This window comes from Pseudomonas sp. BN415 (genome assembly GCF_029871195.1).
GTDB lineage: Bacteria > Pseudomonadota > Gammaproteobacteria > Pseudomonadales > Pseudomonadaceae > Metapseudomonas > Metapseudomonas resinovorans.
Map to the genome: position 1 here is coordinate 214,973 of NZ_SSOK01000053.1, position 21,825 is coordinate 236,797.

The 21,825-nt window shown below is 64.4% G+C and carries 21 protein-coding genes; 14 read left to right on the forward strand and 7 right to left on the reverse strand.

All coding sequences use genetic code 11. From position 1 onward, the window contains the following. Window positions 1–55 precede the first annotated feature (55 nt). Together E8F20_RS14165 and E8F20_RS14170 are read left to right on the forward strand one after the other, a co-directional pair. A complete protein-coding gene (locus E8F20_RS14165) occupies window positions 56–673 on the forward strand; it encodes a LysE family translocator (protein ID WP_280284266.1) in 618 nt (205 codons plus the stop codon). Further along, window positions 673–1,887 (forward strand): benzoate/H(+) symporter BenE family transporter, encoded by a 1,215-nt coding sequence (locus E8F20_RS14170; RefSeq protein WP_280284267.1) that lies wholly within the window; start codon window positions 673–675, stop codon window positions 1,885–1,887. Before E8F20_RS14165 ends, E8F20_RS14170 begins: the two co-directional genes overlap by 1 nt. 107 nt (window positions 1,888–1,994) lie before the next feature. Here the strand turns inward: E8F20_RS14170 and E8F20_RS14175 are convergent, their stop codons facing one another. Then, window positions 1,995–2,756: an SDR family oxidoreductase gene (locus E8F20_RS14175; protein ID WP_280284268.1), complete on the reverse strand. Its 762-nt coding sequence runs from the start codon at window positions 2,754–2,756 to the stop codon at window positions 1,995–1,997. 225 nt (window positions 2,757–2,981) lie between these two features. Between E8F20_RS14175 and E8F20_RS14180 the strand changes: the two genes are divergently transcribed. Further along, window positions 2,982–3,986 (forward strand): NADP-dependent oxidoreductase, encoded by a 1,005-nt coding sequence (locus tag E8F20_RS14180; protein WP_280284269.1) that lies wholly within the window; start codon window positions 2,982–2,984, stop codon window positions 3,984–3,986. 46 nt (window positions 3,987–4,032) lie between these two features. Here the strand turns inward: E8F20_RS14180 and pyrF are convergent, their stop codons facing one another. The 3 genes from pyrF to E8F20_RS14195 form a co-directional block, all read right to left on the reverse strand. Then, window positions 4,033–4,731, reverse strand: a complete 699-nt coding sequence (pyrF, locus tag E8F20_RS14185) for an orotidine-5'-phosphate decarboxylase (protein WP_280284270.1) — start codon at window positions 4,729–4,731, stop codon at window positions 4,033–4,035. 64 nt (window positions 4,732–4,795) lie between these two features. Beyond that, complete coding sequence (locus E8F20_RS14190; RefSeq protein WP_280284271.1) at window positions 4,796–5,539, reverse strand: hypothetical protein; 744 nt, start codon at window positions 5,537–5,539, stop codon at window positions 4,796–4,798. Window positions 5,540–5,592: 53 nt separating this feature from the next. Further along, window positions 5,593–6,468: a LysR family transcriptional regulator gene (locus E8F20_RS14195; RefSeq protein ID WP_280284272.1), complete on the reverse strand. Its 876-nt coding sequence runs from the start codon at window positions 6,466–6,468 to the stop codon at window positions 5,593–5,595. A gap of 90 nt (window positions 6,469–6,558) precedes the next feature. Here E8F20_RS14195 and E8F20_RS14200 point away from each other — a divergent pair, with 90 nt between their 5' ends. From E8F20_RS14200 to E8F20_RS14210, 3 genes are all read left to right on the forward strand, one after another. Beyond that, complete coding sequence (locus E8F20_RS14200) at window positions 6,559–7,035, forward strand: multidrug/biocide efflux PACE transporter (protein WP_280284273.1); 477 nt, start codon at window positions 6,559–6,561, stop codon at window positions 7,033–7,035. Between the two features lie 108 nt (window positions 7,036–7,143). After that, on the forward strand, window positions 7,144–7,311 hold the full coding sequence (locus E8F20_RS14205) for a DUF2897 family protein (protein WP_137822815.1): 168 nt from the start codon (window positions 7,144–7,146) through the stop codon (window positions 7,309–7,311). A gap of 52 nt (window positions 7,312–7,363) precedes the next feature. After that, window positions 7,364–8,119, forward strand: coding sequence for a CPBP family intramembrane metalloprotease (locus E8F20_RS14210; RefSeq protein ID WP_280284274.1), 756 nt, complete (start codon window positions 7,364–7,366; stop codon window positions 8,117–8,119). Here E8F20_RS14210 and E8F20_RS14215 read toward each other — a convergent pair. Next, window positions 8,070–8,891 (reverse strand): transporter substrate-binding domain-containing protein, encoded by an 822-nt coding sequence (locus E8F20_RS14215; protein WP_280284275.1) that lies wholly within the window; start codon window positions 8,889–8,891, stop codon window positions 8,070–8,072. The genes E8F20_RS14210 and E8F20_RS14215 overlap by 50 nt on opposite strands. 108 nt (window positions 8,892–8,999) lie before the next feature. Next, complete coding sequence (locus tag E8F20_RS14220; protein ID WP_280284276.1) at window positions 9,000–9,629, reverse strand: TetR/AcrR family transcriptional regulator; 630 nt, start codon at window positions 9,627–9,629, stop codon at window positions 9,000–9,002. Between the two features lie 193 nt (window positions 9,630–9,822). On the opposite strand from E8F20_RS14220, the gene E8F20_RS14225 reads away from it, so the two are divergent. The 8 genes from E8F20_RS14225 (at window position 9,823) to E8F20_RS14260 (ending at window position 21,159) form a co-directional block, all read left to right on the forward strand. Further along, a complete protein-coding gene (locus E8F20_RS14225) occupies window positions 9,823–11,610 on the forward strand; it encodes a DUF1446 domain-containing protein (RefSeq protein WP_280284277.1) in 1,788 nt (595 codons plus the stop codon). A gap of 11 nt (window positions 11,611–11,621) precedes the next feature. Continuing rightward, window positions 11,622–12,497, forward strand: coding sequence for an SDR family oxidoreductase (locus tag E8F20_RS14230; protein WP_280284278.1), 876 nt, complete (start codon window positions 11,622–11,624; stop codon window positions 12,495–12,497). Next, window positions 12,497–14,113: a geranyl-CoA carboxylase subunit beta gene (atuC, locus tag E8F20_RS14235; protein WP_280284349.1), complete on the forward strand. Its 1,617-nt coding sequence runs from the start codon at window positions 12,497–12,499 to the stop codon at window positions 14,111–14,113. The genes E8F20_RS14230 and atuC overlap by 1 nt, the downstream gene beginning before the upstream one ends. Before the next feature lie 23 nt (window positions 14,114–14,136). Next, on the forward strand, window positions 14,137–15,297 hold the full coding sequence (atuD, locus tag E8F20_RS14240) for a citronellyl-CoA dehydrogenase (RefSeq protein WP_028627838.1): 1,161 nt from the start codon (window positions 14,137–14,139) through the stop codon (window positions 15,295–15,297). A 115-nt stretch (window positions 15,298–15,412) separates the two neighbouring features. Then, window positions 15,413–16,210, forward strand: a complete 798-nt coding sequence (locus E8F20_RS14245) for an enoyl-CoA hydratase-related protein (protein WP_280284279.1) — start codon at window positions 15,413–15,415, stop codon at window positions 16,208–16,210. A gap of 65 nt (window positions 16,211–16,275) precedes the next feature. Beyond that, window positions 16,276–18,261: a geranyl-CoA carboxylase subunit apha gene (atuF, locus tag E8F20_RS14250; RefSeq protein WP_280284280.1), complete on the forward strand. Its 1,986-nt coding sequence runs from the start codon at window positions 16,276–16,278 to the stop codon at window positions 18,259–18,261. Window positions 18,262–18,325: 64 nt separating this feature from the next. Continuing rightward, entirely contained in the window at window positions 18,326–19,150 is an 825-nt protein-coding gene (locus tag E8F20_RS14255) for an NAD(P)-dependent oxidoreductase (RefSeq protein WP_280284281.1), read from the forward strand. 185 nt (window positions 19,151–19,335) lie between these two features. Beyond that, a complete protein-coding gene (locus E8F20_RS14260) occupies window positions 19,336–21,159 on the forward strand; it encodes a long-chain-acyl-CoA synthetase (protein WP_280284282.1) in 1,824 nt (607 codons plus the stop codon). Between the two features lie 113 nt (window positions 21,160–21,272). On the opposite strand, the gene E8F20_RS14265 is transcribed toward E8F20_RS14260, so the two are convergent. Further along, window positions 21,273–21,788 carry a hypothetical protein gene (locus E8F20_RS14265; protein WP_280284283.1) on the reverse strand — a complete coding sequence of 172 codons (516 nt, stop codon included), beginning with the start codon at window positions 21,786–21,788 and terminating at the stop codon, window positions 21,273–21,275. Between the last annotated feature and the right edge of the window lie 37 nt (window positions 21,789–21,825).

Here is a 21,825-nt window from a genome sequence, read left to right on the forward strand (position 1 = left end):
GGACGTTGCGCGGTGCCTGGCTTTAGTCTGCGGACACAACGACAAGGTGACCGCCATGAACCTGGAACTGATCTTCGCCTTCATCCTCTTTGCCTTCGTCACCTCGGTGACGCCCGGCCCCAACAACATGATGCTGCTCGCCTCGGGTGTGAACTTCGGCGTGCGCCGTAGCGTGCCGCACATGCTCGGTATCAGTATCGGCTTCATGATCCTGGTGATGGCGGTGGGTCTGGGCCTGTCCCAGGTCTTCCAGCAGGTTCCCGAGCTGTACATCGCACTGCGCTACATCGGCGCCGCCTACCTGCTTTACCTCGCCTGGAAAATCGCCGGCTCGGGCGCCCCGGATGCGGACAGCATTGAAAAACGACCGAAACCGTTCACCTTCCTCCAGGCCGCCGCCTTCCAGTGGGTCAATCCCAAGGCCTGGGTCATGGCCATAGGCGCCATCACCACCTACACCCCGCAGGAAAATTTCGTCGTCAACGTGGTACTGATCGCCGCCCTGTTCGCCTTGGTGAATTGCCCCAGCGTCGGACTCTGGACCATGGCCGGAAGCCTGCTGCGCCGCTGGCTGTCCGAACCGCGCATACTGCGTTTGTTCAACATCGGCATGGCCCTGCTGCTGGTAGCCTCGCTCTACCCCATCCTGGCCGACGCGCACGGAAAGATCTGATGATCCCCACTTCGGAAACCCCGGCCAACCCGCCGCGCCTGCGCCCCCTGGCCGACTCGTCGCCCTCGGCCGTGGTGGCGGGCTTCATCGCCATGCTCACCGGCTACACCAGCTCCCTGGTGCTGATGTTCCAGGCCGGGCAGGCCGCGGGGCTGAGCAATGCGCAGATTTCCTCCTGGATCTGGGCCCTGTCCATCGGCATGGCCCTGACCACTATCGGCCTGTCGCTGCGCTACCGCACGCCCATAGTCGTCGCCTGGTCCACACCAGGCGCAGCCCTGCTGATCACCAGCCTACCCGGCGTGAGTTACGGCGAGGCGATCGGCGCCTTCATCGTCTGCGCCGCGCTGCTCGCCCTGGTGGGACTGACCGGCGGGTTCGAGCGCCTCATGCGGCGCCTGCCCGCCTCGCTAGCCGCCGCCCTGCTGGCCGGCATCCTGTTCAAGATCGGCAGCGAAATCTTCATCGCGGCCCAACATCGCACCGCCCTGGTGCTGGCGATGTTCTTCAGCTACCTGGTGTTCAAGCGCCTGCAACCCCGCTATGCCGTGCTGGTGGCACTGCTGGTGGGTTGCGTAATGGCGGCTGCGCTGGGTCTGCTGAATTTCAGCGGCTTCGAGTTCGCCCTGGCCGAACCGGTCTGGACGACGCCCGACTTCTCTGTCACGGCGGTGATCAGCATCGGCATTCCGCTGTTTGTCGTCGCCATGGCTTCGCAGAACATCCCCGGCATTGCCGTGCTGCGCGCCGACGGCTACCAGGTGCCGGCTTCGCCGCTGATCTCGGTCACGGGGATCGCCTCACTGCTGCTGGCGCCCTTCGGTTCCCACGGCATCAACCTGGCGGCCATCAGTGCCGCCATCTGCACCGGTCCCCATGCCCACGAGGACCGCAACAAGCGTTACACCGCCGCCGTCTGGTGCGGGATCTTCTACGGTATCGCCGGTACCTTTGGCGCGACCCTGGCAGCGCTGTTCGCCGCCCTGCCCAAGGAGTTGGTGCTATCCATCGCCGCCCTGGCGCTGTTCGGTTCCATCAGCAACGGCCTGACGGCCGCCATGCAGGAGCCCAAGGAGCGCGAGGCAGCGCTGGTCACCTTCATGGTCACCGCCTCGGGCATGACCTTGCTGTCCATCGGCTCGGCCTTCTGGGGCCTGATCACCGGCGTGCTGACGCTGTTGATCCTCAACTTTGATAGCGGCAAGGACAAATGAAGAAAGGCGCCGATTGGCGCCTTTTTCTTTCCTGAATGGCAGATGCATTTCCTGATATTCCGCCTGTTGGGTTTCGTTCCTCTACCCAACCTAAGTGGCCGCCTGGATCAAATCGCGGTAGCTCCACCATCCACCGCGAGTGCGTGGCCAGTGGTGAAACCGGCCGCATCGCAGCAGAGGTAGAGCACCGCCGCAGCGATTTCATCCACCTTGCCGATGCGTCCCACCGGGTGCATGGCGGCGGCGAACTCGCCTTTCTTCGGGTCGGCCTCGTAGGCGCGGCGGAACATATCGGTGTCGATCACGGCAGGGCACACGGCATTTACCCGCACTTTCTTCTTCGCATACTCGACGGCCGCCGACTTGGTCAGCCCGATCACCGCATGCTTGGAAGCCGCATAGATGCTCATTTTCGGCGCAGCGCCCAAGCCCGCGACCGACGCGGTGTTGACGATGGCGCCTCCCCCCTGGGCCAGCAACAGCGGGATCTGGTACTTCATACAGAGCCAGACACCCTTCACGTTGACGCCCATGATGGCGTCGAACTCCGCCTCACTGCCCTCGGCCAACTTACCCTTCTCGATCTCAATGCCGGCGTTGTTGAAGGCGTAATCCAGACGGCCATAGGCGGCCACGGTCCCCTCCATCAGCGCCTGGACCTCCGCATCGCGGGTCACGTCACAGCGGATGAACTGCGCGTCGCCACCGGCGGCACGAATCAGCTCCACCGTGCCTTCACCACCGGCGATATCCACATCGGAAACCACCACCTTCAGGCCCTCGCCAGCGAACGCCAGGGCAGTGGCGCGACCGATACCGTTGGCAGCGCCGGTTACCAGGGCAACCTGGCCGGAGAACTTCATGCTCATCTGTGCATCCTCGACGGGAATGGAAACTGCAGCGCAGTCTAGTCATCCGCCATGGCCCGGCGTCAGCATCATCAAGGCTCTGGTGGACACACCATCCAGCCCGCTGATGAAAGCCAGAAGGCCGAATCATTGACATGTATGACGGCACATTCCGCCCCGCCACCGAACTTGCCACTGCCGTCCCGCAGGACTATCACCAGAGCTTTCCCTTTCGGAGTTCCTGCCATGTCCCAGCTCAACCGCCAGTTCCTCCTCGCCCAGCGACCGGTCGGCCCGGCCACCCGCGACACCTTTTCCTACGTAGAAACCCCGACAGGCGAACCCGCCCCCGGCCAGGTACTGGTTGAGAACCTCTACCTGTCCCTGGACCCGGCCATGCGTGGCTGGATGAATGACGCGCGTTCCTACATCCCCCCCGTCGCGATTGGCGAGGTGATGCGCGCCCTGGGTATTGGCAGGGTGGTGGCGTCTCAGCACCCCGATTACCAGGTAGGCGACCATGTCTGTGGCGTGGTGGGCGTGCAGGACTACTTCCTCGGTGAACCGCGCGACTTCCAAAAGGTGGACCCCAACCAGGCGCCGCTGCCCCTCTACCTGTCCGCTCTTGGCATGACCGGCATGACTGCTTACTTCGCCCTGCTCGATGTGGGCCAGCCCAAGGCTGGAGAAACCGTGGTGATTTCCGGTGCCGCCGGGGCGGTGGGCGGAGTGGCCGGGCAGATCGCACGGATCAAGGGCTGCCGCGTTGTGGGTATTGCCGGCGGCGCCGACAAATGCCGTTATCTGGTGGAGGAACTGGGCTTCGACGGTGCCATCGACTACAAGGCCGAAAACCTCCACGCCGCGCTCAAACGCGAATGCCCCAAGGGCGTGGATGTCTACTTCGACAACGTTGGCGGCGACATCCTCGATGCCGTGCTCACCCGCATCAACCGCAAGGCACGCATCGTCATTTGCGGCGCCATCAGCCAGTACAACAACAAGGAAGCAGTGAAAGGACCCGCCAACTACCTGGCGCTGCTGGTGAACCGCGCGCGCATGGAAGGCATGGTGGTGTTCGACTACGCGCCGCGCTTTGGCGAGGCGGTCAAGGACATTGCCGGCTGGCTGGCCAGCGGCGAACTGAAGAGCAAGGAGGACGTGGTGAGCGGGCTGGAAACTTTCCCGGAAACCCTGGGCAAGCTGTTCAGCGGGGAGAACTTCGGGAAGCTTGTGCTGAAAGTGCGCTGATCGGCGCAAATGGAGCGCTGCCAGTCGGGGCAGCGCACCAACGGCATCAGGCCAGTTCGGCCACGACGGCGGCCAGGGCTTTGGCTGGGTCAGCCGCCTGGCTGATCGGGCGGCCGATCACCAGATAGTCGGAACCGGCATCCAGGGCCTGGCGCGGCGTGAGGATGCGGCGTTGGTCGTCCTGGGCGCTGCCGGCCGGACGGATACCCGGAGTCACCAGTTGCAGGCGCGGGTAGGCAGCCTTGAGGTCCGTGGCTTCCTGGGCCGAACAGACCAGGCCATCCATGCCGGCCTTGTCGGCCAGGCCCGCCAGGCGCAGCACCTGTTCCTTGGGTTCGATATCCAGACCGATGCCGGCCAGGTCCTCGCGCTCCATGCTGGTCAGCACAGTCACACCGATCAGCAATGGCTTGGACCCGTTGAATTTGTCCAGGGTTTCACGGCAGGCCGCCATCATGCGCAGGCCACCTGAGCAATGGACGTTGACCATCCACACACCCATCTCAGCAGCAGCCTTCACCGCCATGGCGGTGGTGTTGGGGATGTCGTGGAATTTCAGGTCGAGGAAGACTTCGAAACCCCGATCACGCAACGTCGAGACGATTTCCGCAGCGCAGCTGGTAAACAGCTCCTTGCCCACCTTGACCCGGCATAGCTTGGGGTCCAACTGGTCGGCCAGCCGCAGGGCAGCGTCACGGGTGGGAAAGTCGAGGGCGACAATGATCGGCGTCTGACAGGCGGACATGGGGAAATCTCATACGAATCGGAAACGGCGCGCATTGTAGCGGAAGCCAACGCGCGCCGCTGCCTTACACGATGTGGCCCAGCGCGAAGGCTGTCATGAATCCGGCCAAGGTGATCAGCCCAGTCCAGGCGTGGGTGCTCTCGAAGGCTTCGGGAAGCAGCGTGTCCACCAGCATGCAAAGCACTGCCCCCGCCGAAAAGCCCAGGGCGAAGGCCAGCCAGGTCGGCGACAGCCCAGCGAACAGCCCCGGCCCGGCCATGGCAGCCAAACCCGACAAAAACGCGATGACACCCCAGAGGCCGAAGACCAGCCAGCCACTGCGCTTTTCCTCGCGCAGGCCGGCGGCGCTGGCCAGCCCCTCGGGCAGGTTGGCAAGGAAAATGGCCACCAGCATCAGCAGGCTGACGTCGCCGCCGTCCAGCAGGCCGAGTCCCAGGCCAAGGGATTCGGGGATACCGTCCAGGAAGGCACCGACGGCGATCAGCAAGGCGACCATGCCGTTTCCACCATTTGCGGCCTTGCTGCGGTGATGTTGCTCCAGGTGATCGATGTACTGGTTGGCCAGGACGAACACGATGCCACCGGCCAGCAAACCGCCCAGAGTTGGCCAGAGTCCGCCAAGGCGTTCGGCCTCCGGGATCTGGCCGAAACACAGCGCGGCAATCAGCACCCCACCGCCGTAGGCCATGATCGAGGCAACCACCTTCTGCGGCAGCTTCACCAGAAAGCCAATGGCTGCCCCGATGAGCAGGCTGCTAGCGGCCAGCCAGCCCCACAAGCCGGCCTGGATAGTGACGGGTATCTGCACGAGGTCCTCCTTGATCGATGCGCCCAGTCTGGCGCGCCGTTTCCACGGCCAGCCTATCGGCCCAACAGGCGTTCCAGCAACCAGCTTGCCGCCGGGCCCAGTGGGCGCTGCCGGGACCAGACCGCATCCACCGCCTGGCTGCGCGGCCAACCGGGTACCTGCAGCTCCTTCAAGCGCCCGTTGGCATAGCCGCTGACCAGCCAGCGCGGCAACTCCGCCCAGCCGAATCCCTGGATGGCCATTTCCAGCAACATCAGGTAGCTCGGCGCCGACCAGCAGCGTCCGCTGCTGTCCGGCAGGCCATCGTCAACCGCCACAGCGTCGCCCAGGGTGTTCAGGCGCAACAAGCGCCAGCCGGACAGGTCGCTCACGCGCACATCCAGCCGCTGTGCCAGAGGATGGTCAAGGGCCACGAACAGTCCGAAGTCGGCGCGCTCGGCCACCATCGCCGAGCCCAGCTCTGGCGGGTAGCTGCCCTGTGCGGCCAGCAACCCCAGTGTGGCGCGCCCCTGCGCAACCAGTTCGATCACGTCGCGATCCTCGGCGATCAGGCATTCGAATTCGAGATCGGGGTAGCGCTGATCCAGCTCAGCCAGGCGTTCCTCGTACTGCGCTGACTGGTAGGCATCCGAAAGCGCGAGGCTGACACGGGGCTCCAATCCTCCAGCGAGTTGAGCCGCCGCATGCTGCAAGCGATTGGATGCAGCAAGAATTGCCTCGACCCGACCCAGCAGGGCGCGTCCGGCATCGGTCAACCGAGGTTGGCGGCTGCTTCGGTCGAAGAGGGTCAGCCCCAGGTCGATTTCCAGCCGCGCAATGGCCTCACTGACGGTGGACTGGCTCTTGCCCAGCTTTCGCGCGGCGGCGCTGAACGAGCCAAGGGAGACGACCTGGGCAAAGGCTTCAAGTGATTCAGGCGAGTAGTTCATATCGGTTTTCCCGATGACATCTAACTTAACCCTATCCCATCAACCGATGAGAATACAGGCCATACGTTCATATGGAACCTGGAGATCGTCATGCCTCGGACCACCACCACCGCCCTGAACAAGTCCCTCAAGGAGCGGGTACTCCACGCCCTGGCCTTCGAGGGCCTGGCCGTCCTGTTGACTGCCCCGGTGCTGTCCCTGGTGCTGGGCAAGTCGCTGGCGCACATGGGCGCGTTGACCCTGATGTTCTCCACTGTGGCGATGCTCTGGAACATGCTCTTCAACAGCATGTTCGACCGGACCCAGCGGAGCCTCGGCTTCCAGCGCACCCTACCGGTGCGCCTGGCCCACGCCATCCTGTTCGAACTGGGGCTGATCGTGGTCCTGGTTCCGTTGGCGGCCTGGTGGCTGTCGATCGGACTGGTAGAGGCCTTCCTGCTGGATATCGGCCTGTTGCTGTTCTTCCTGCCTTACACCCTGGCCTTCAACTGGACCTACGACACGCTTCGCGTGCGTCTGCTGGCCCCCCGGTCGAAGGAGACCACCACCGGCTGCGGCGCCCGCTGAACCAGCGGCGACCTCCTTCAATCGGCGCTGGCGAATCGATGATTCTCGGGAACGTGGAAAGGCGCGCACAATCGAATACAGTAACGCCCCTTTCCGCAGGAGATGATCATGCCCTGGTATGCCTGGCTGATATTGGTCCTGGCCATCGGCTCCATAGTCGGTAGCCTGATGCTATTGCGCGACACGGCGAAGAAACTGCCGCTGACGGAGGAGCAGCTCAAGCGCATCCGCGAGCGAAATGCCGAGATGGATGCCAAGGACGCCAAGGACCGCTGACCCCGTGCCCGCCCCCGAACAAAGGACCGCTGCATCAGCGCAAGGAAGCGTCATGCCGCTTCACTTGCAACTGCTGTTCCCGCTGATTGTCCTCGCGCTCGGCCAGGGACTGGGCGGCGTACAGGTAAGTGCCCTGCTGGCAGGCGTTGCCTATGCGGGCTGGGTCCTCGCCGATCGCCAACTGCCAGCCTGGCTCTGGCTGCCAGTCACCCTGCTCTCCTCCGTAGCCCTGGCCGCCCACCTGGTGCCCGGCTTCAGCCCGTTACCACTGGGTGAGCCACAGCGCCTGAGCCCCGATGCAGCGCCCTACGCCCTGCGCCTATCCTGGGACAAGCTGCTGGTGGGTACGACATTACTCGCCTGGTGGCTGGGCCGCCCGACACCGCCGGCACCCTCCGCGCAACGGGCATGGCTCGCGATACTGGCAACCCTGCTGCTGGCCCCCCTGCTGGCCATGGCGACTGGCCTGGTGGCTTGGCAACCGAAATGGCCGGCGATGATCTGGGAATGGTTGGCGGTCAATCTGCTGGCCACGGTGCTGGCGGAGGAACTGGTGTTTCGTGGACTGCTGCAGCCGATGCTGGTCACCAGGCTGGGGGCTCGCAATGGCGTGCTGCTTACGGCGGTGCTCTTTGGCGCCGTCCACCTGCCCTTCAGTCCATTATTCGCCCTACTGGCGGCAGCGGCTGGCTTGGGTTATGGCCTGGCCTTCCACTACAGCGGCCGGCTAGCGGTGGCCGTGGCGCTGCACCTCGGCGTCAATCTCTGCCATCTGCTGTTGCTGAGCTACCCGTCGCGACTGGCCTGACCACGATGCCATAGCGTCCGAAAATCCGCTGCAACTGACCACCAGCACGCAGCTTGTCCAGCAGCGCAGAAAACTGCGCAGCACTGATGGGGGCATCTGGCCGCAGTAGGGCGTAGTGGCGGTAGCGCTGGTCCAGCCGTTCGCTGGCCAGGAAGCTGCCGGCCTGCTCCGGGTTCTGTTCCAGGTAGACATGGAAATAGGATCGGGTTACCAAGGCGATGTCTGCACGCTCCCTCAGCAACATTCTCAGATTGCTGTCGTGTGAATAGGTGAGCTTCGCGTCGAACTCGCGCTGGAGGAACTCAGGGTCGGCATTGAAGCCCGCAAACCCGTAGTGATAGCCGTTGTAGAGCGCAAGTCGCTTGCCGGCCAGCTTGCCGAAGTAGTGCTCGCTGCGCCCGGGCTGCGCTTTGGCGACGAAGATCTCCGCGTCTTCCAGTCCAAGGTCAATCCGCGCTCCCGGAATGCCTTGCCAGCCCCAGTCCGGATTCTCGAACACGGCCAGGTCAATCCGCCCGTCCTGGAAGTCCTTGAAGCGTCGCGGAATTGCAGTGGGGCGCACAACGAAACGGTAGTCCGCCTGCAACTCATTGAGCGCCCCGAGCATATCCAGCAGCAAGCCGCTGGCCTCGGCCGATTCGGGTTTGATCACGTAGGGTGGAAAATGCGCGCCTGCGACCTGGACGGTCTGCGACGCCATCACGGGCGCAGAAACCAGCAGAACTACGGAGTACCACAAGGCTTTCAGGGACAACCCCCTGCCAACTTCCATCTCTACCACTGCTCCCTGCAGATACGGCCCTGCGCCGCAGAGTACGTGATTAATGTTTCAGCCACCCAGGTTTCCCCGCGCAAGCCGTGACAGAGTTCACATTTGCCCTCAGACGTCCTTGATCACCAGCGACAAGGCCTGTTCGGCCAGTTGGTCGAGGCTCATCGGTCCTTCCGGACGGAACCAGGTGGTAGTCCAGCTCAGGGCACCGGTGAGGAAACGCCGCAGGATGAACGGATCAGCAGTGAAGTAGCCCTCGGCCCGCGCCTCGCCCAGCACCTGTAGCCAGATCTGCTCGTAGCTGTCACGCAGTTGGAGGATGTATTCCTGGCTTTCTTCCGACAGCGAACGCCATTCGTACACCAGCACCCCCATGGCTTCGCCGGTACCGCCCATGATCGACTGCAGCTCGCAACGAATCAGCGCCAGCACCCGCTCGCGCAGGTCGCTAGCGTCGGCCAGGGACGCGCGCATCAGCGCCGTGTTGTAAAGGACGGTTTCCTCCATGACCGAACGGAGGATCTCATCCTTGCTTTTGAAGTGATGGAAGATGCTGCCGGACTGGATGCCCACGGCACTCGCCAGGTCGCGCACCGTGGTGCGCTCGTAACCCTTGCTGCGGAACAGGTGGGCGGCAGTCTGCAATAGCTTGCCACGGGCGCTTTCGGGGTCGGTGATCTGACCGCTGGCTACCAACTCGTGCATCACCGCTTGGGCTTTTTCATCGTCAACGCTCATTGGCATCCCCGCTGCAGTCACCCACTCCAACTTAAGAATGGTCTGCAAGTCTCTGTCTTGATTAACGAAATCTATGCTGGGTAGTGCGCCCAAGCAAGCGCTCGGGCAAAAAAGAACTGAGCCAGCACTTTTCAACCAAGCGCTTGCTTGGTAGTGTTCAATCCATCATCCAACAGTGCTGCGGAATAATCCAATGACAAGAACCGTACGCATCGGCTGCGCCTCTGCCTTCTGGGGCGACACCTCCACCGCCGCCGCCCAACTGGTGCACGGCGCCACGCTGGATTACCTGGTCTTCGATTACCTGGCCGAGATCACCATGTCGATCATGGCCGGTGCTCGCCTGAAGGACCCGAATGCCGGCTTCGCCACCGACTTCGTCGAGGTCCTGGCCCCCCTGCTGCCAACAATCGCAGAGAAGAAAGTCCGCGTGATCAGTAACGCCGGTGGGGTCAACCCGGTGGCCTGCGCAAGCGCCCTGGCCGCTGCCTGCGAGAAGGCCGGCGTGTCCCTGAAGATCGCCGTGCTGCATGGCGACAACCTGCAGTCCAGGCTGGGCGAACTGGCCAAGTCCGGCATCCGCGAAATGTTCAGTGACGCACCGCTGCCGCCCATGTGCGTTTCGGTGAACGCCTACCTGGGCGCGCCCGGCATAGTGGCCGCCCTGGAACAGGGTGCCGACATCGTCATTACCGGCCGGGTGGTGGACAGCGCAGTGGTCAGTGCCGCCCTCGTTCATGAGTTTGGCTGGGCCTGGAGCGATCACGACAAGCTGGCCCAGGCCGCCCTCGCCGGTCACCTGATCGAGTGCGGTGCCCAGTGCACCGGCGGCAACTTCACCGATTGGGAGTCGGTACCGGATTACGAACACATTGGCTTCCCCATCATCGAGGTCGAGGCCGATGGCAGTTTCTGCGTGACCAAGCCGGATGGTTCCGGCGGCCTGGTCACGCCTTTCTCGGTCGGCGAGCAGATGCTCTACGAGATCGGCGACCCACGCGCCTACCTGCTCCCCGACGTGGTCTGCGACTTCACCCGGGTCACCTTGGAGCAAGCAGGCCCGAACCGTGTGCGTGTACTCGGCGCCCGCGGCCTGCCACCGACACCGCAATACAAGGTGAGCGCCACCTACCCGGACGGCTTCCGTTGCACGGCCAGCTGCCTGCTGGCCGGCATTGATGCGGTGAAGAAGGCCGAGCGGGTCAGCCGCGCCATCATCGCCAAGACCGAGGAAATCTTCGCCGAACGTGGCTGGGGGCCCTACCGCGAAGTGAACATCGAGCTGCTGGGCAGTGAGGCCACCTACGGCCCCCATGGCCAGCGGCAGGACAGCCGCGAGGTGGTGATCAAGATCGCCGTCAGCCACAGCCGCAAGGATGCCCTGGTGCTCTTCTCCCGCGAGATCGCCCAGGCCGCCACCGGCATGGCGCCGGGCCTGACTGGTATCGTTGGCGGCCGCCCCACGGTCTACCCGGTGATCCGCCTGTTCTCCTTCCTCGTGGACAAAGCTGCCTGCCACCTGGACGTGGAAATGGACGGTCAGCGCCGCCCCTGCGACCTGCCAAACCTGGAAGGCTTCAATGTCGCCGCCCTCGCCGACGACCTTCAACCGCCTGGCGCCGATGGCCTGGCCAGCGCCAGCGTGCCCCTGGTGAAACTGGCGGTGGCGCGCTCCGGCGACAAGGGCAACCACAGCAATATCGGCGTCATGGCGCGCAAGCCGGAGTACCTGCCCTGGATCGCCGAAGCCCTGACGCCGGAAGCGGTGGTCGACTGGATGGGCCATGTGCTCGACCCACAGCTGGGCCGCGTCGCGCGCTGGTACCTGCCGGGCAGCCATAGCCTGAACTTCCTGCTGGAAAACGCCCTGGGTGGTGGCGGTGTCGCCAGCCTGCGCATCGACCCGCAAGGCAAGGCCTTCGCCCAGCAACTGCTGGAATTCCCGGTGCCGGTGCCCCAGGCCCTGGCCGACAGCCTCTGAGGACGCAATCCATGGCATACGATTCGGTATTCAAGCCCGGCCTGTTCAGCGGCCAGACCATCATGGTCACCGGCGGCGGCAGCGGCATCGGCCGTTGCACCGCCCATGAGCTGGCGGCACTCGGCGCCCACGTGGTGCTGGTCGGCCGCAAGCCGGAGAAGCTGGAGAAGACAGCCGGCGAGATCATCGAAGACGGCGGCAGCGCCAGCTGGCAGGCCTGCGATATTCGCGACGAAGAAGCGGTTAAGGCGATGGTCGCTGCTGTGCTCACCGAGCGCGGCGCCATCCACCACCTCGTCAACAACGCCGGCGGCCAATACCCCGCGCCGCTCGCCTCGATTAGCCAGAAAGGCTTCGAGACCGTGGTGCGCACCAATCTGGTGGGCGGCTTCCTGGTAGCCCGCGAGGTGTTCAACCAGGCCATGAGCAAGGCCGGCGGCAGCATCGTCAACATGCTTGCCGACATGTGGGGTGGCATGCCCGGCATGGGCCATTCCGGCGCCGCCCGCGCCGGCATGGAGAACTTCACCAAGACTGCCTCCATCGAGTGGGGCTACGCCGGGGTGCGGGTCAACGCCGTGGCACCGGGCTGGATCGCCTCCAGCGGCATGGACACCTACGAAGGCGCCTTCAAGGCCATCATTCCCACCCTGCGCGAGCACGTACCGCTCAAGCGCATCGGTAGCGAATCGGAAGTGGCTGCCGCCATCGTCTTCCTGCTCTCCCCCGGCGCCGCCTTCATCAGTGGCAACACCATCCGCATCGACGGCGCCGCCAGCCAGGGCAGCCGCGCCTTCCCGCTGGCCAAGGCCAAGCCCGGCCAGAGCAAGGCCTACAACGGCTTCCACCGGGCATACCTGCCCGACGTGCTGAAGGACCAGGAATGATGGCCGTGATCCAATCCGAACTCGACGCACTGGGCGAAGACTTCGCCAGAAACCGCGACGCCATGCTGGCCGCGATCGCCAGCTTCCGCGAGATCGAACAGAAGGTGCTGGACAAGGCGGCCGAGGCCAAGCCGAAGTTCGAAAAGCGCGGCCAACTCCTGCCCCGCGAGCGCCTGAACCTGCTGCTGGACCCGGGCAGCCCGTTCCTCGAACTCTGCTCACTGGCCGGCTACAAGCTGCACGATGACAAAGACGGCACCCAGGCAGGTGGCGGCATCATTGCCGGCATCGGCTACATCGCAGGCACCCGCTGCCTGATCAGTGCCAGCAACAGCGCCATCAAGGGCGGCACCATCTCCCCCACCGGGCTGAAGAAGACGCTGCGTCTGCAGCAGATCGCCATGGAGAACAAGCTGCCGATGGTGGCCCTGACCGAAAGCGGCGGCGCCAACCTCAACTACGCGGCGGACATATTCGTCGAGGGTGCCCGAGGCTTCGCCAATCAGGCGCGGATCTCCGCCATGGGTATCCCCCAGGTCACCGTTGTGCATGGTTCCAGTACTGCCGGCGGCGCTTACCAGCCTGGGCTTTCGGACTATGTGATCGTCGTGCGCGGCAAGGCCAAGATGTTCCTCGCCGGCCCTCCCCTGCTCAAGGCGGCTACAGGTGAAGTGGCCACAGACGAAGAACTCGGGGGCGCCGAGATGCATGCGCAAGTGGCCGGCACTGCCGAGTACCTGGCCGAGAACGACGCCGATGGCCTGCGGCTGGCCCGCGACATCCTCGCCATGCTGCCCTGGAATGCCCAACTGCCAGTCCGCGCCAAACCCGAGTGGCGCGAACCGCTTTACAGCACCGAGGAGCTGCTGGGCGTGGTTCCGGCCGACCCGAAGAAGCCTTACGACGTGCGCGAGATCGTTGCCCGCATCGCCGATGGCTCGGAGTTCCTCGACTTCAAGAACGAGTTCGACAGCCAGACCGTCTGCGGCCACCTGCGCATCGAAGGCCGGCCCTGTGGCCTGATCGGTAACAACGGCCCGATCACGCCGCAGGGTGCGTCCAAGGCGGCGCAGTTCATCCAGCTGTGCGAACAGGCCAACGTGCCGCTGCTGTTCCTGCACAACACCACCGGTTTCATGGTCGGTACCGAATCCGAACAGCTGGGCGTGATCAAGCACGGGTCGAAGATGATCCAGGCCGTTGCCAATGCCCGCGTCCCCAAACTCACCCTGGTCGTAGGCGGTTCCTACGGCGCCGGCAACTACGCCATGTGTGGCCGGGGTCTGGACCCGCGCTTCATCTTCGCCTGGCCCAACAGCCGCACGGCCGTAATGGGTGGCGCCCAGGCCGGCAAAGTGCTGCGCATCGTCACCGAGGAGAAGCATGCCAAGGAGGGCAAGGAGCCCGACCCGAAGATGCTCGACATGCTCGAACAGATGACCGCGCAGAAGCTCGACAGCCAGTCAACCGCCCTCTACGGAACCGCCAACCTCTGGGATGACGGCCTGATCGACCCCCGTGACAGTCGCCGGCTGCTGGGCTATCTGCTGGATATCTGCGCGGAGGCCGACGCCCGCCCGCTCAAGGCCAACAGCTTCGGCGTGGCCCGGTTCTGATGATTCGATAAGGAGAACAACACATGATCTTCACCCAGGAACACGAAGAACTCCGCCGCACGGTGCGCAATTTCGTCGACAGGGAGATCAACCCCCATGTCGACCAGTGGGAGAAGGAAGGCCGCTTCCCCATCCACGACATTTTCAGGAAGGCCGGCGAGCTGGGCCTGTTGGGCATTTCCAAGCCGGAAAAATTCGGCGGCATGGGCCTGGACTACAGCTACTCGATCGTCGCAGCCGAAGAGTTCGGCACCATCCATTGCGGCGGCATTCCCATGTCCATCGGCGTGCAGACCGACATGTGCACGCCGGCCCTGGCCCGTTTCGGTTCCGATGAACTGCGCGAGGAGTTCCTGCGCCCGGCCATCACCGGCGAAATGGTCGGCTGCATCGGAGTCTCTGAGGTAGGCGCCGGTTCAGACGTGGCGGGCATGAAGACCACCGCCCGCAAGGACGGCGACGACTACGTGATCAACGGCAGCAAGATGTGGATCACCAACTCCCCCAGCGCCGACTTCATCTGCCTGCTGGCCAACACCTCGGACGATAAGCCTCACGTCAACAAGTCGCTGATCATGGTGCCGATGAACACCCCCGGCATCACCCTCAGTGCCCATCTGGACAAACTCGGCATGCGCAGCTCCGAGACTGCCCAGGTGTTCTTCGACAACGTCCGCGTGCCGCAGCGCTACCGCATCGGCCACGAGGGCGCCGGGTTCATGATGCAGATGCTGCAGTTCCAGGAGGAACGCATGTTCGGCGCGGCCAACATGATCAAGGGCCTGGAGCACTGCGTGGACGTCACAATCGACTACTGCAAGGAGCGCAAGACCTTCGGCAATCCGCTGATCGACAACCAGGTGATCCACTTCCGCCTGGCCGAGCTGATGACCGAGATCGAAGCCCTGCGCGCGCTGGTCTACCAGGCTGTCGAACTCTACGTCAGCGGCAAGGACGTCACTCGTCTCGCCTCCATGGCCAAGCTCAAGGCCGGTCGCCTCGGCCGCGAAGTCACCGACGCCTGCCTGCAGTACTGGGGCGGCATGGGCTTCATGTGGGACAACCACGTCTCCCGCGCTTACCGCGATACGCGACTGGTCTCCATCGGCGGCGGCGCCGACGAAATCATGCTCGGCATCATCTGCAAGCTGATGGGCATTCTGCCCGGCAAGAAAAAGGGCTGAGGGGAACCGTAGGGTGGGTGAAGGCGCACAGCGCCGATACCCATCTCCCCCATGATGGGTATCGCTTCGCTCCACCCATCCTACAGCCCACGGACAAACCAACGAGGACAGCGGCATGAGTGGATTGCCGAACTGCGAAACCCTGCTGCTGGAACAGGCCGGTGGCGTGCTGCATGTCACCCTGAACCGGCCAGACAGCCGCAACGCCATGAGCCTGGCCATGGTCGAGGAACTGCGTGAGGTACTGGCCGCCACGCGCAATGACGCCAATGTGCGTGCCTTGGTGCTGCGCGGTGCCGGTGGCCACTTCTGCGCCGGGGGCGACATCAAGGACATGGCCAGCGCACGGGCGACCGGCAGTGCAGCCTACCAGGCCTTGAACCGCGCCTTCGGCCGCCTGCTGGAGGAAGCCCAGGCACAACCCCAGGTGGTGATTGCGGTGTTGGAAGGCGCAGTGCTCGGTGGTGGTTTCGGCCTGGCCTGCGTCTCGGATATCGCCATTACCCTGCAAGGCGCCCAGTTCGGCCTGCCCGAAACCAGCCTCGGCGTGTTGCCGGCACAGATCGCACCGTTCGTGGTCAAGCGCATCGGCCTGACCCAATCCCGCCGTCTGGCCCTGACCGCCGCGCGATTTGACGGCACCGAAGCCCTGCGCCTGGGCCTGGTGCACTTCGCCGAGGCCGATAGCGCCGCCCTGGAGCAGCGCCTGGCTGAAAGCCTCGAGCAAGTTCGCCGCTGCGCCCCCGGCGCCAACGCCCGGACCAAGGCCCTGCTGCTGGCCACTGAAAGCGAGCCCCTCGGCCCGCTGCTGGACAGCGCTGCAGAGCAGTTCGCCCTGGCCGTCACCGGCGCCGAAGGCACCGAGGGCACCCTGGCCTTCGTGCAAAAACGCAAACCCAGCTGGGCCAAGTAACCAGCGCCCACACCGAACAGCCCCCTCTCCCCCGAGGGAGAGGGTTGGGGAGAGGGAAACAGTCCATGCCCAGCTTCAACAAGATCCTGATCGCCAACCGCGGCGAGATTGCCTGCCGAGTGATGCGCACCGCCCAAGCGCTCGGCTACCGCACGGTCGCGGTCTACAGCGAGGCCGACGCTGATGCGCGCCATGTGCAGCTGGCGGACGCAGCGGTTTGCATCGGCCCGGCTCCGGTCGGTCAGTCGTACCTGTCGATCAACGCCATCATCGGTGCCGCACGGAAGACTGGCGCCGACGCCATTCACCCTGGCTATGGCTTCCTCTCGGAGAACGCGGACTTCGCCCGTGCCTGCGAAGCTGCCGGTATCAGCTTCATCGGCCCGACGGTGGAAGCCATCCACCTGATGGGCAGCAAGCGCCTCTCCAAACTGGCCATGCTGGAGGCCGGCGTGCCCTGCATTCCTGGCTACGAAGGCGCCGAACAGGACGACAGCACCCTGGCACGCGAGGCCGAGCGCATCGGCTATCCGCTGATGATCAAGGCCAGCGCCGGCGGGGGCGGACGCGGCATGCGCCTGGTGAAGGGCCCCGGAGAACTGGCCACACAACTTCGCACCGCCCGCTCGGAAGCACAGAACGCCTTCGGCAGCGCCGAGCTGATTCTGGAGAAGGCCGTCTTGCAGCCGCGCCACGTGGAAATCCAGGTGTTCGGTGACCAGCAGGGCAACCTGGTCTATCTCGGCGAACGCGATTGCTCCGTGCAGCGCCGCCACCAGAAAGTCATCGAAGAAGCCCCTTGCCCGGTCATGACCCCCGAGTTGCGCCAGGCGATGGGCAAGGCTGCCGTCGAAGCCGCACGCACCGTCAATTACGTCGGCGCGGGTACGGTGGAGTTCCTGCTGGATGCCAGTGGCGACTTCTACTTCCTGGAAATGAACACCCGCCTGCAGGTGGAGCACCCGGTCACCGAACTGATCACTGGCCAGGATCTGGTCGCCTGGCAGATCCGCGTCGCCGAAGGCCAGCCGTTGCCACTGCAGCAGGATGAAATCCGCCTGGACGGCCACGCCATCGAGGTTCGCCTCTATGCCGAGGACCCCGCTGCTGGCTTCTTGCCCCAGACCGGCAATGTCCTGCGCTGGGAGCCAGCGGAGCTTCCCGGCATTCGCATCGATCACGGGCTGGGGGAAGGCCAGGCCGTTACACCGTTCTACGACCCTATGCTGGCCAAGGTCATCGCCTGGGGAGCCACCCGCGACGAAGCCCGACGCAAACTGGCGCGGGCGGTGGAGGACTGCGTATTGCTGGGGGTCAAAGCTAACCAGCGCTTCCTTGCCAACCTGCTCAAGCACCCGAGTTTTGCCGCCGGTGACGCCACCACGGCGTTCATCGGCGAACAGTTCAGCAACGATGCCAGCCTGAGCAGCCAACCCGCCTCGCCGGGCGAACTCGCCATCGCCGCCACCCTGCTCTACCAAGCCTCGGCATCGGCCAGCGCCCATCAGGGCGGGCTGGCAGGCTGGCGCAGCTCCGGCAATGCACCTTGGCGCCTGGTGCTGCGTCACGGCGAGCAGAAGCACGAAGTGGAGCTGTCGGTACAGGAGTCCGGCGTGCAGCCACGACTGCTGGCCAACATGGGCGAGTCTGAAATCGCCATCCGTCTGCTGCGCACCGATGGCGGCTGGGCGGTGGTGGAACTGGACGGCATTCGCCGCCGTGTTGCCTACCATCAACAGGCACAGCAACTCTGGCTCTTCGGCCACAACGGCAACCTGGAACTTCAGGACATCACCCACGAGCCGGCCGGTGGCCAGTCTGGTGCCGGCTCGGGCACGGTCAAGGCACCGATGGACGGCGCCATCGTCGAGGTGCTGGTAAGTGAAGGCGAACAGGTCAGCAAGGGCCAGCTGTTGGTCGTCCTGGAAGCCATGAAGATGGAGCACCCGTTGAAAGCCGGTGTGGACGGGGTGATCCGCCGTGTCCAGGTCACCCGCGGCGATCAGGTCAAGAGCCGTCAGTTGCTGGTGGAAGTCGAAGAAGCGCTGTAAGCGCGAGTTCATTCGCCAAGGGCCGCACCGCGCCCCCATGACAACAAGAACCAGGAGCACTGCAATGTCACTGTCCGGTAAAACCCTGTTCATCACTGGCGCCAGCCGCGGTATCGGCCGCGAGATCGCGCTGCGCGCCGCCGTCGACGGCGCAAATATCGTCATCGCCTCCAAGAGCGCGGAAGCCCATCCCAAGCTCGCGGGTACCATCTTCAGCGTGGCAGATGAAGTGGAGGCCGCCGGCGGCAAAGCCCTGCCCCTGCAACTGGATGTGCGCGACGAGAACGCAGTGCGTGACGCCATGACCAAGGCCGCCGAGCACTTCGGTGGCATCGACGCCCTGGTCAACAACGCCGGGGCCATCCGCCTCACCGGCGTCGAGCACCTGGAACCCAAACGCTTCGACCTGATGTATCAGATCAACACCCGCGCGGTGATGGTCTGCAGCCAAGCCGCCCTGCCCTATCTGAAGCAAAGCGCCAGCGGCCATATTCTCAACCTTTCGCCGCCGCTCAACCTGGCACCGAGGTGGTTCGCCCAGCACGGCCCCTACACCATCACCAAGTACGGCATGAGCATGCTCAGCATCGGCATGAGCGATGAATTCAAGAAGTACGGCATCAGCGTCAACTCGCTATGGCCCAGAACCATCATTGCCACCGCCGCCATCGAGTTCGAGCTGGGTGGCCGTGACGCCTTCAAGCGCGCCCGCACCCCCGCCATCATGGCAGACGCGGCCCACGCCATTCTGTCCAGCACCGACCGCAGCATTACCGGCCGCCTGCTGATCGACGAAGAGCTGCTGCGCGAACAGGGCCAGACCGAGTTCGAGCAATACCGCTACGACCCGCAAGGCGGCTCGCTGGTGCCGGACCTGTTCCTGGATTGAGAACACCCCCGGTTGGCAAAACACAACTATGGGGGCGAGTTCATTCGCCCCCACAGAGATCTCTCCCCCTCCGCTGATTTGCCCATCTGCCTTCATCCCGCCGCGCCAGGGTCATGGTGGGGTTTGGACGCCCGTTCTAGAGTCTGGAAAACGCCTGCGTACAACAACGACAACACGCGAGAATCATGAGCCAAGCCGAACTGATCTCCCCGCTGAGTTTTATCGCCCGCCTGCCGGCCAACCTGTCACGCCTGCCGCGCATGCTGCTGGGTCTCTACTACACCGGCATCCGTAACCGCGAGAAGGCGCTATCCCTGGGCTGGGCCCTGGAGCGCGCAGCGCGGTTGTATCCGCAGCGTCCGGCGGTCATCGACGAGCAGCGACGGCTCAGCTATGCCGAGTTCAATGCCTGGAGCAACCGCCTGGCCTATGCCCTGAAGGCCGAAGGTGTGGCCCATGGCAGCGTGGTGGCGGTAATGCTGGAGAACCGCATCGAAGTGTTGGCGGTGCTCGGGGCCCTGACGAAACTGGGGGCCATCGCCGCGCTGGTGAACACCACCCAGCGCGGCAAGGTGCTGAGCCATAGCCTCACGCTGGTGAAGGCCCGGCATTTCGTAGTGGGCGAGGAGCTGCGTGGCGCCTTCGACGACATTCGCGACGAACTGGACGATGCCCGTCGCTGCTACTGGGTAGCCGACGGTGACAGCCTGACCGAACCTGGCGACGCTCCGCCTGGCTGGCAGAACCTGATGCGCCTTGCCCTGGGCCAATCCAGCGACAACCCGGCGGAAACCGGCCAGGTGCGCCTCAAGGACGCCTGCTTCTACATTTACACCTCGGGTACCACCGGCATGCCCAAGGCCTCCATCCTCAGCCACGGCAAGTGGATCAAGGCCTACGGTGGCTTCGGTCACTCGGGCCTGGGCCTTGGTGAGAACGATGTTTTCTACCTGACGCTTCCCTGCTACCACAACAACGCGGTCACCGTGAGTTGGGCCTCAGTGTTGGCCGGTGGCGCCGCCATCGCCCTGCGCCGGAAGTTCTCCGCGAGCAATTTCTGGAAGGATGTGTCGCGCTACCAGGCCACCTGCTTCGGCTATATCGGCGAGCTGTGCCGCTACCTGTTGAACCAGCCACCCTGCCCCGAGGAGCAGGGCAACAGCCTTTCTTGCATGATCGGCAATGGCCTGCGCCCATCGATCTGGGCCGAATTCAAGGCGCGCTTCGGCATCGAGCGCGTAATGGAGTTCTACGCCTCCAGCGAAGGCAACATTGGATTCACCAATGTGTTCAATTTCGACAATACGGTGGGCTTCTCCCCGGCGACCTTCGCCATCGTCCGCTACGACCTCGAAAACGACCGCCCCCTGCGCGACCACCGAGGCTTCCTCCAGGAAGTGGCCAAGGGCGAGTCGGGCCTGCTGATCAGCGAGATCAGCCCGAAATGGCCGTTCGACGGCTACACCGACCCCGCCAAGAGCGAGGCGGTAATCCTGCGTGACGTGTTCAAGAAAGGCGATGCCTGGTTCAACACCGGCGACCTGATGCGCGGCATTGGCTGCAAGCACGCGCAGTTCGTCGATCGCCTCGGCGACACCTTCCGCTGGAAAGGCGAGAACGTCTCGACCACCGAGGTGGAGAACGCACTGGGGGCCTTCCCCGGCGTGGAGGATGCTGTGGTCTATGGCGTGGAAATCCCCGGCACCAACGGACGCTGTGGCATGGCCGCGCTGCGCCTGGCCAGCGGCACGCCACTGGATCGCCAGGCCCTGGCCGAGCACCTGGACCGCGAGCTGCCGGCCTATGCTTCGCCGCTGTTCGTACGCCTGCTGGATGAGGTAGAGACCACGGGCACCTTCAAGTACAAGAAGACGGACCTGAAGAAGCAGGCATACGACCCGGAAGCGGTGAACGCCCCCCTCTTCGCGCGCTTGCCCGGCGACCCGGGATTCCGCCCGCTGGACGGCAGCCTGTACGAGGCCATTCAGCGTGGGGAATATCGGTTCTGAAGTTAGCGCTGGGCGCTTGCAAGGCGGCAGGAACGAATAGCCTTGCCCGCTTGGGTATCGCTTCGCTCAACTCATCGTGTGGCAGTGCACGCTGCCCGGCTTAAAAGCCCGCTCTAGCGCTTGAACTCGAACTGCAGTTCTGCGCCTTCCACAGAACGCCAGTAGTCGTCTTCCCGTTCGTTGGTGATCAGCTTGCCGTTGAGCTGGAACGGACTTCCCGGGGTGGGCTTCTCCACGAACATCTGGGGTAACAGCGGCTGTTCCGACAGAGCGTCGGTCACATCACCAGGCTCCAACTGATCAACCAGATCCCTGGGCAGACTGAGATCGAGCTTGGCCTTGGGCAGCGGTGCCACGGCAGTCGCGGCTTCTGGCGGCTTTTTGGGTTGTGCCGGGACGGGAGACGGCGGCACGGGTTTCGGGGTCGGCACCGGCGGTGGCGGAACAGGCTTTTGCAGAGGCGCAGGCCTGACCGGCGGAGCCGGCTCCGGAGTCGAGGGTGACGACTCCGGGCTGGCAGAGATGGGCGGCGGCGCAGGAGGCGCCTTGGGCTGCGACGGCGCGTCCTTGTCGCACGCCGCGAGCAACGTCAGCGCCAGGCCGGAACAAAGCAGATGAATGGAACGCATGGAGGCTCTAGCAGAGGCAGTGATGGCGCCATGCTCC

Excerpts from the sequence above, each read along its gene's own strand:
- E8F20_RS14165 (WP_280284266.1), top strand. The coding sequence starts at position 56 with ATGAACCTGGAACTGATCTTCGCCTTCATCCTCTTTGCCTTCGTCACC.
- E8F20_RS14170 (WP_280284267.1), top strand. The coding sequence starts at position 673 with ATGATCCCCACTTCGGAAACCCCGGCCAACCCGCCGCGCCTGCGCCCC.
- E8F20_RS14175 (WP_280284268.1), bottom strand. The coding sequence starts at position 2,756 with ATGAGCATGAAGTTCTCCGGCCAGGTTGCCCTGGTAACCGGCGCTGCC.
- E8F20_RS14180 (WP_280284269.1), top strand. The coding sequence starts at position 2,982 with ATGTCCCAGCTCAACCGCCAGTTCCTCCTCGCCCAGCGACCGGTCGGC.
- pyrF (WP_280284270.1), bottom strand. The coding sequence starts at position 4,731 with ATGTCCGCCTGTCAGACGCCGATCATTGTCGCCCTCGACTTTCCCACC.
- E8F20_RS14195 (WP_280284272.1), bottom strand. The coding sequence starts at position 6,468 with ATGAACTACTCGCCTGAATCACTTGAAGCCTTTGCCCAGGTCGTCTCC.
- E8F20_RS14200 (WP_280284273.1), top strand. The coding sequence starts at position 6,559 with ATGCCTCGGACCACCACCACCGCCCTGAACAAGTCCCTCAAGGAGCGG.
- E8F20_RS14205 (WP_137822815.1), top strand. The coding sequence starts at position 7,144 with ATGCCCTGGTATGCCTGGCTGATATTGGTCCTGGCCATCGGCTCCATA.
- E8F20_RS14210 (WP_280284274.1), top strand. The coding sequence starts at position 7,364 with ATGCCGCTTCACTTGCAACTGCTGTTCCCGCTGATTGTCCTCGCGCTC.
- E8F20_RS14215 (WP_280284275.1), bottom strand. The coding sequence starts at position 8,891 with ATGGAAGTTGGCAGGGGGTTGTCCCTGAAAGCCTTGTGGTACTCCGTA.
- E8F20_RS14220 (WP_280284276.1), bottom strand. The coding sequence starts at position 9,629 with ATGAGCGTTGACGATGAAAAAGCCCAAGCGGTGATGCACGAGTTGGTA.
- E8F20_RS14225 (WP_280284277.1), top strand. The coding sequence starts at position 9,823 with ATGACAAGAACCGTACGCATCGGCTGCGCCTCTGCCTTCTGGGGCGAC.
- E8F20_RS14230 (WP_280284278.1), top strand. The coding sequence starts at position 11,622 with ATGGCATACGATTCGGTATTCAAGCCCGGCCTGTTCAGCGGCCAGACC.
- atuC (WP_280284349.1), top strand. The coding sequence starts at position 12,497 with ATGGCCGTGATCCAATCCGAACTCGACGCACTGGGCGAAGACTTCGCC.
- atuD (WP_028627838.1), top strand. The coding sequence starts at position 14,137 with ATGATCTTCACCCAGGAACACGAAGAACTCCGCCGCACGGTGCGCAAT.
- E8F20_RS14245 (WP_280284279.1), top strand. The coding sequence starts at position 15,413 with ATGAGTGGATTGCCGAACTGCGAAACCCTGCTGCTGGAACAGGCCGGT.
- atuF (WP_280284280.1), top strand. The coding sequence starts at position 16,276 with ATGCCCAGCTTCAACAAGATCCTGATCGCCAACCGCGGCGAGATTGCC.
- E8F20_RS14255 (WP_280284281.1), top strand. The coding sequence starts at position 18,326 with ATGTCACTGTCCGGTAAAACCCTGTTCATCACTGGCGCCAGCCGCGGT.
- E8F20_RS14260 (WP_280284282.1), top strand. The coding sequence starts at position 19,336 with ATGAGCCAAGCCGAACTGATCTCCCCGCTGAGTTTTATCGCCCGCCTG.
- E8F20_RS14265 (WP_280284283.1), bottom strand. The coding sequence starts at position 21,788 with ATGCGTTCCATTCATCTGCTTTGTTCCGGCCTGGCGCTGACGTTGCTC.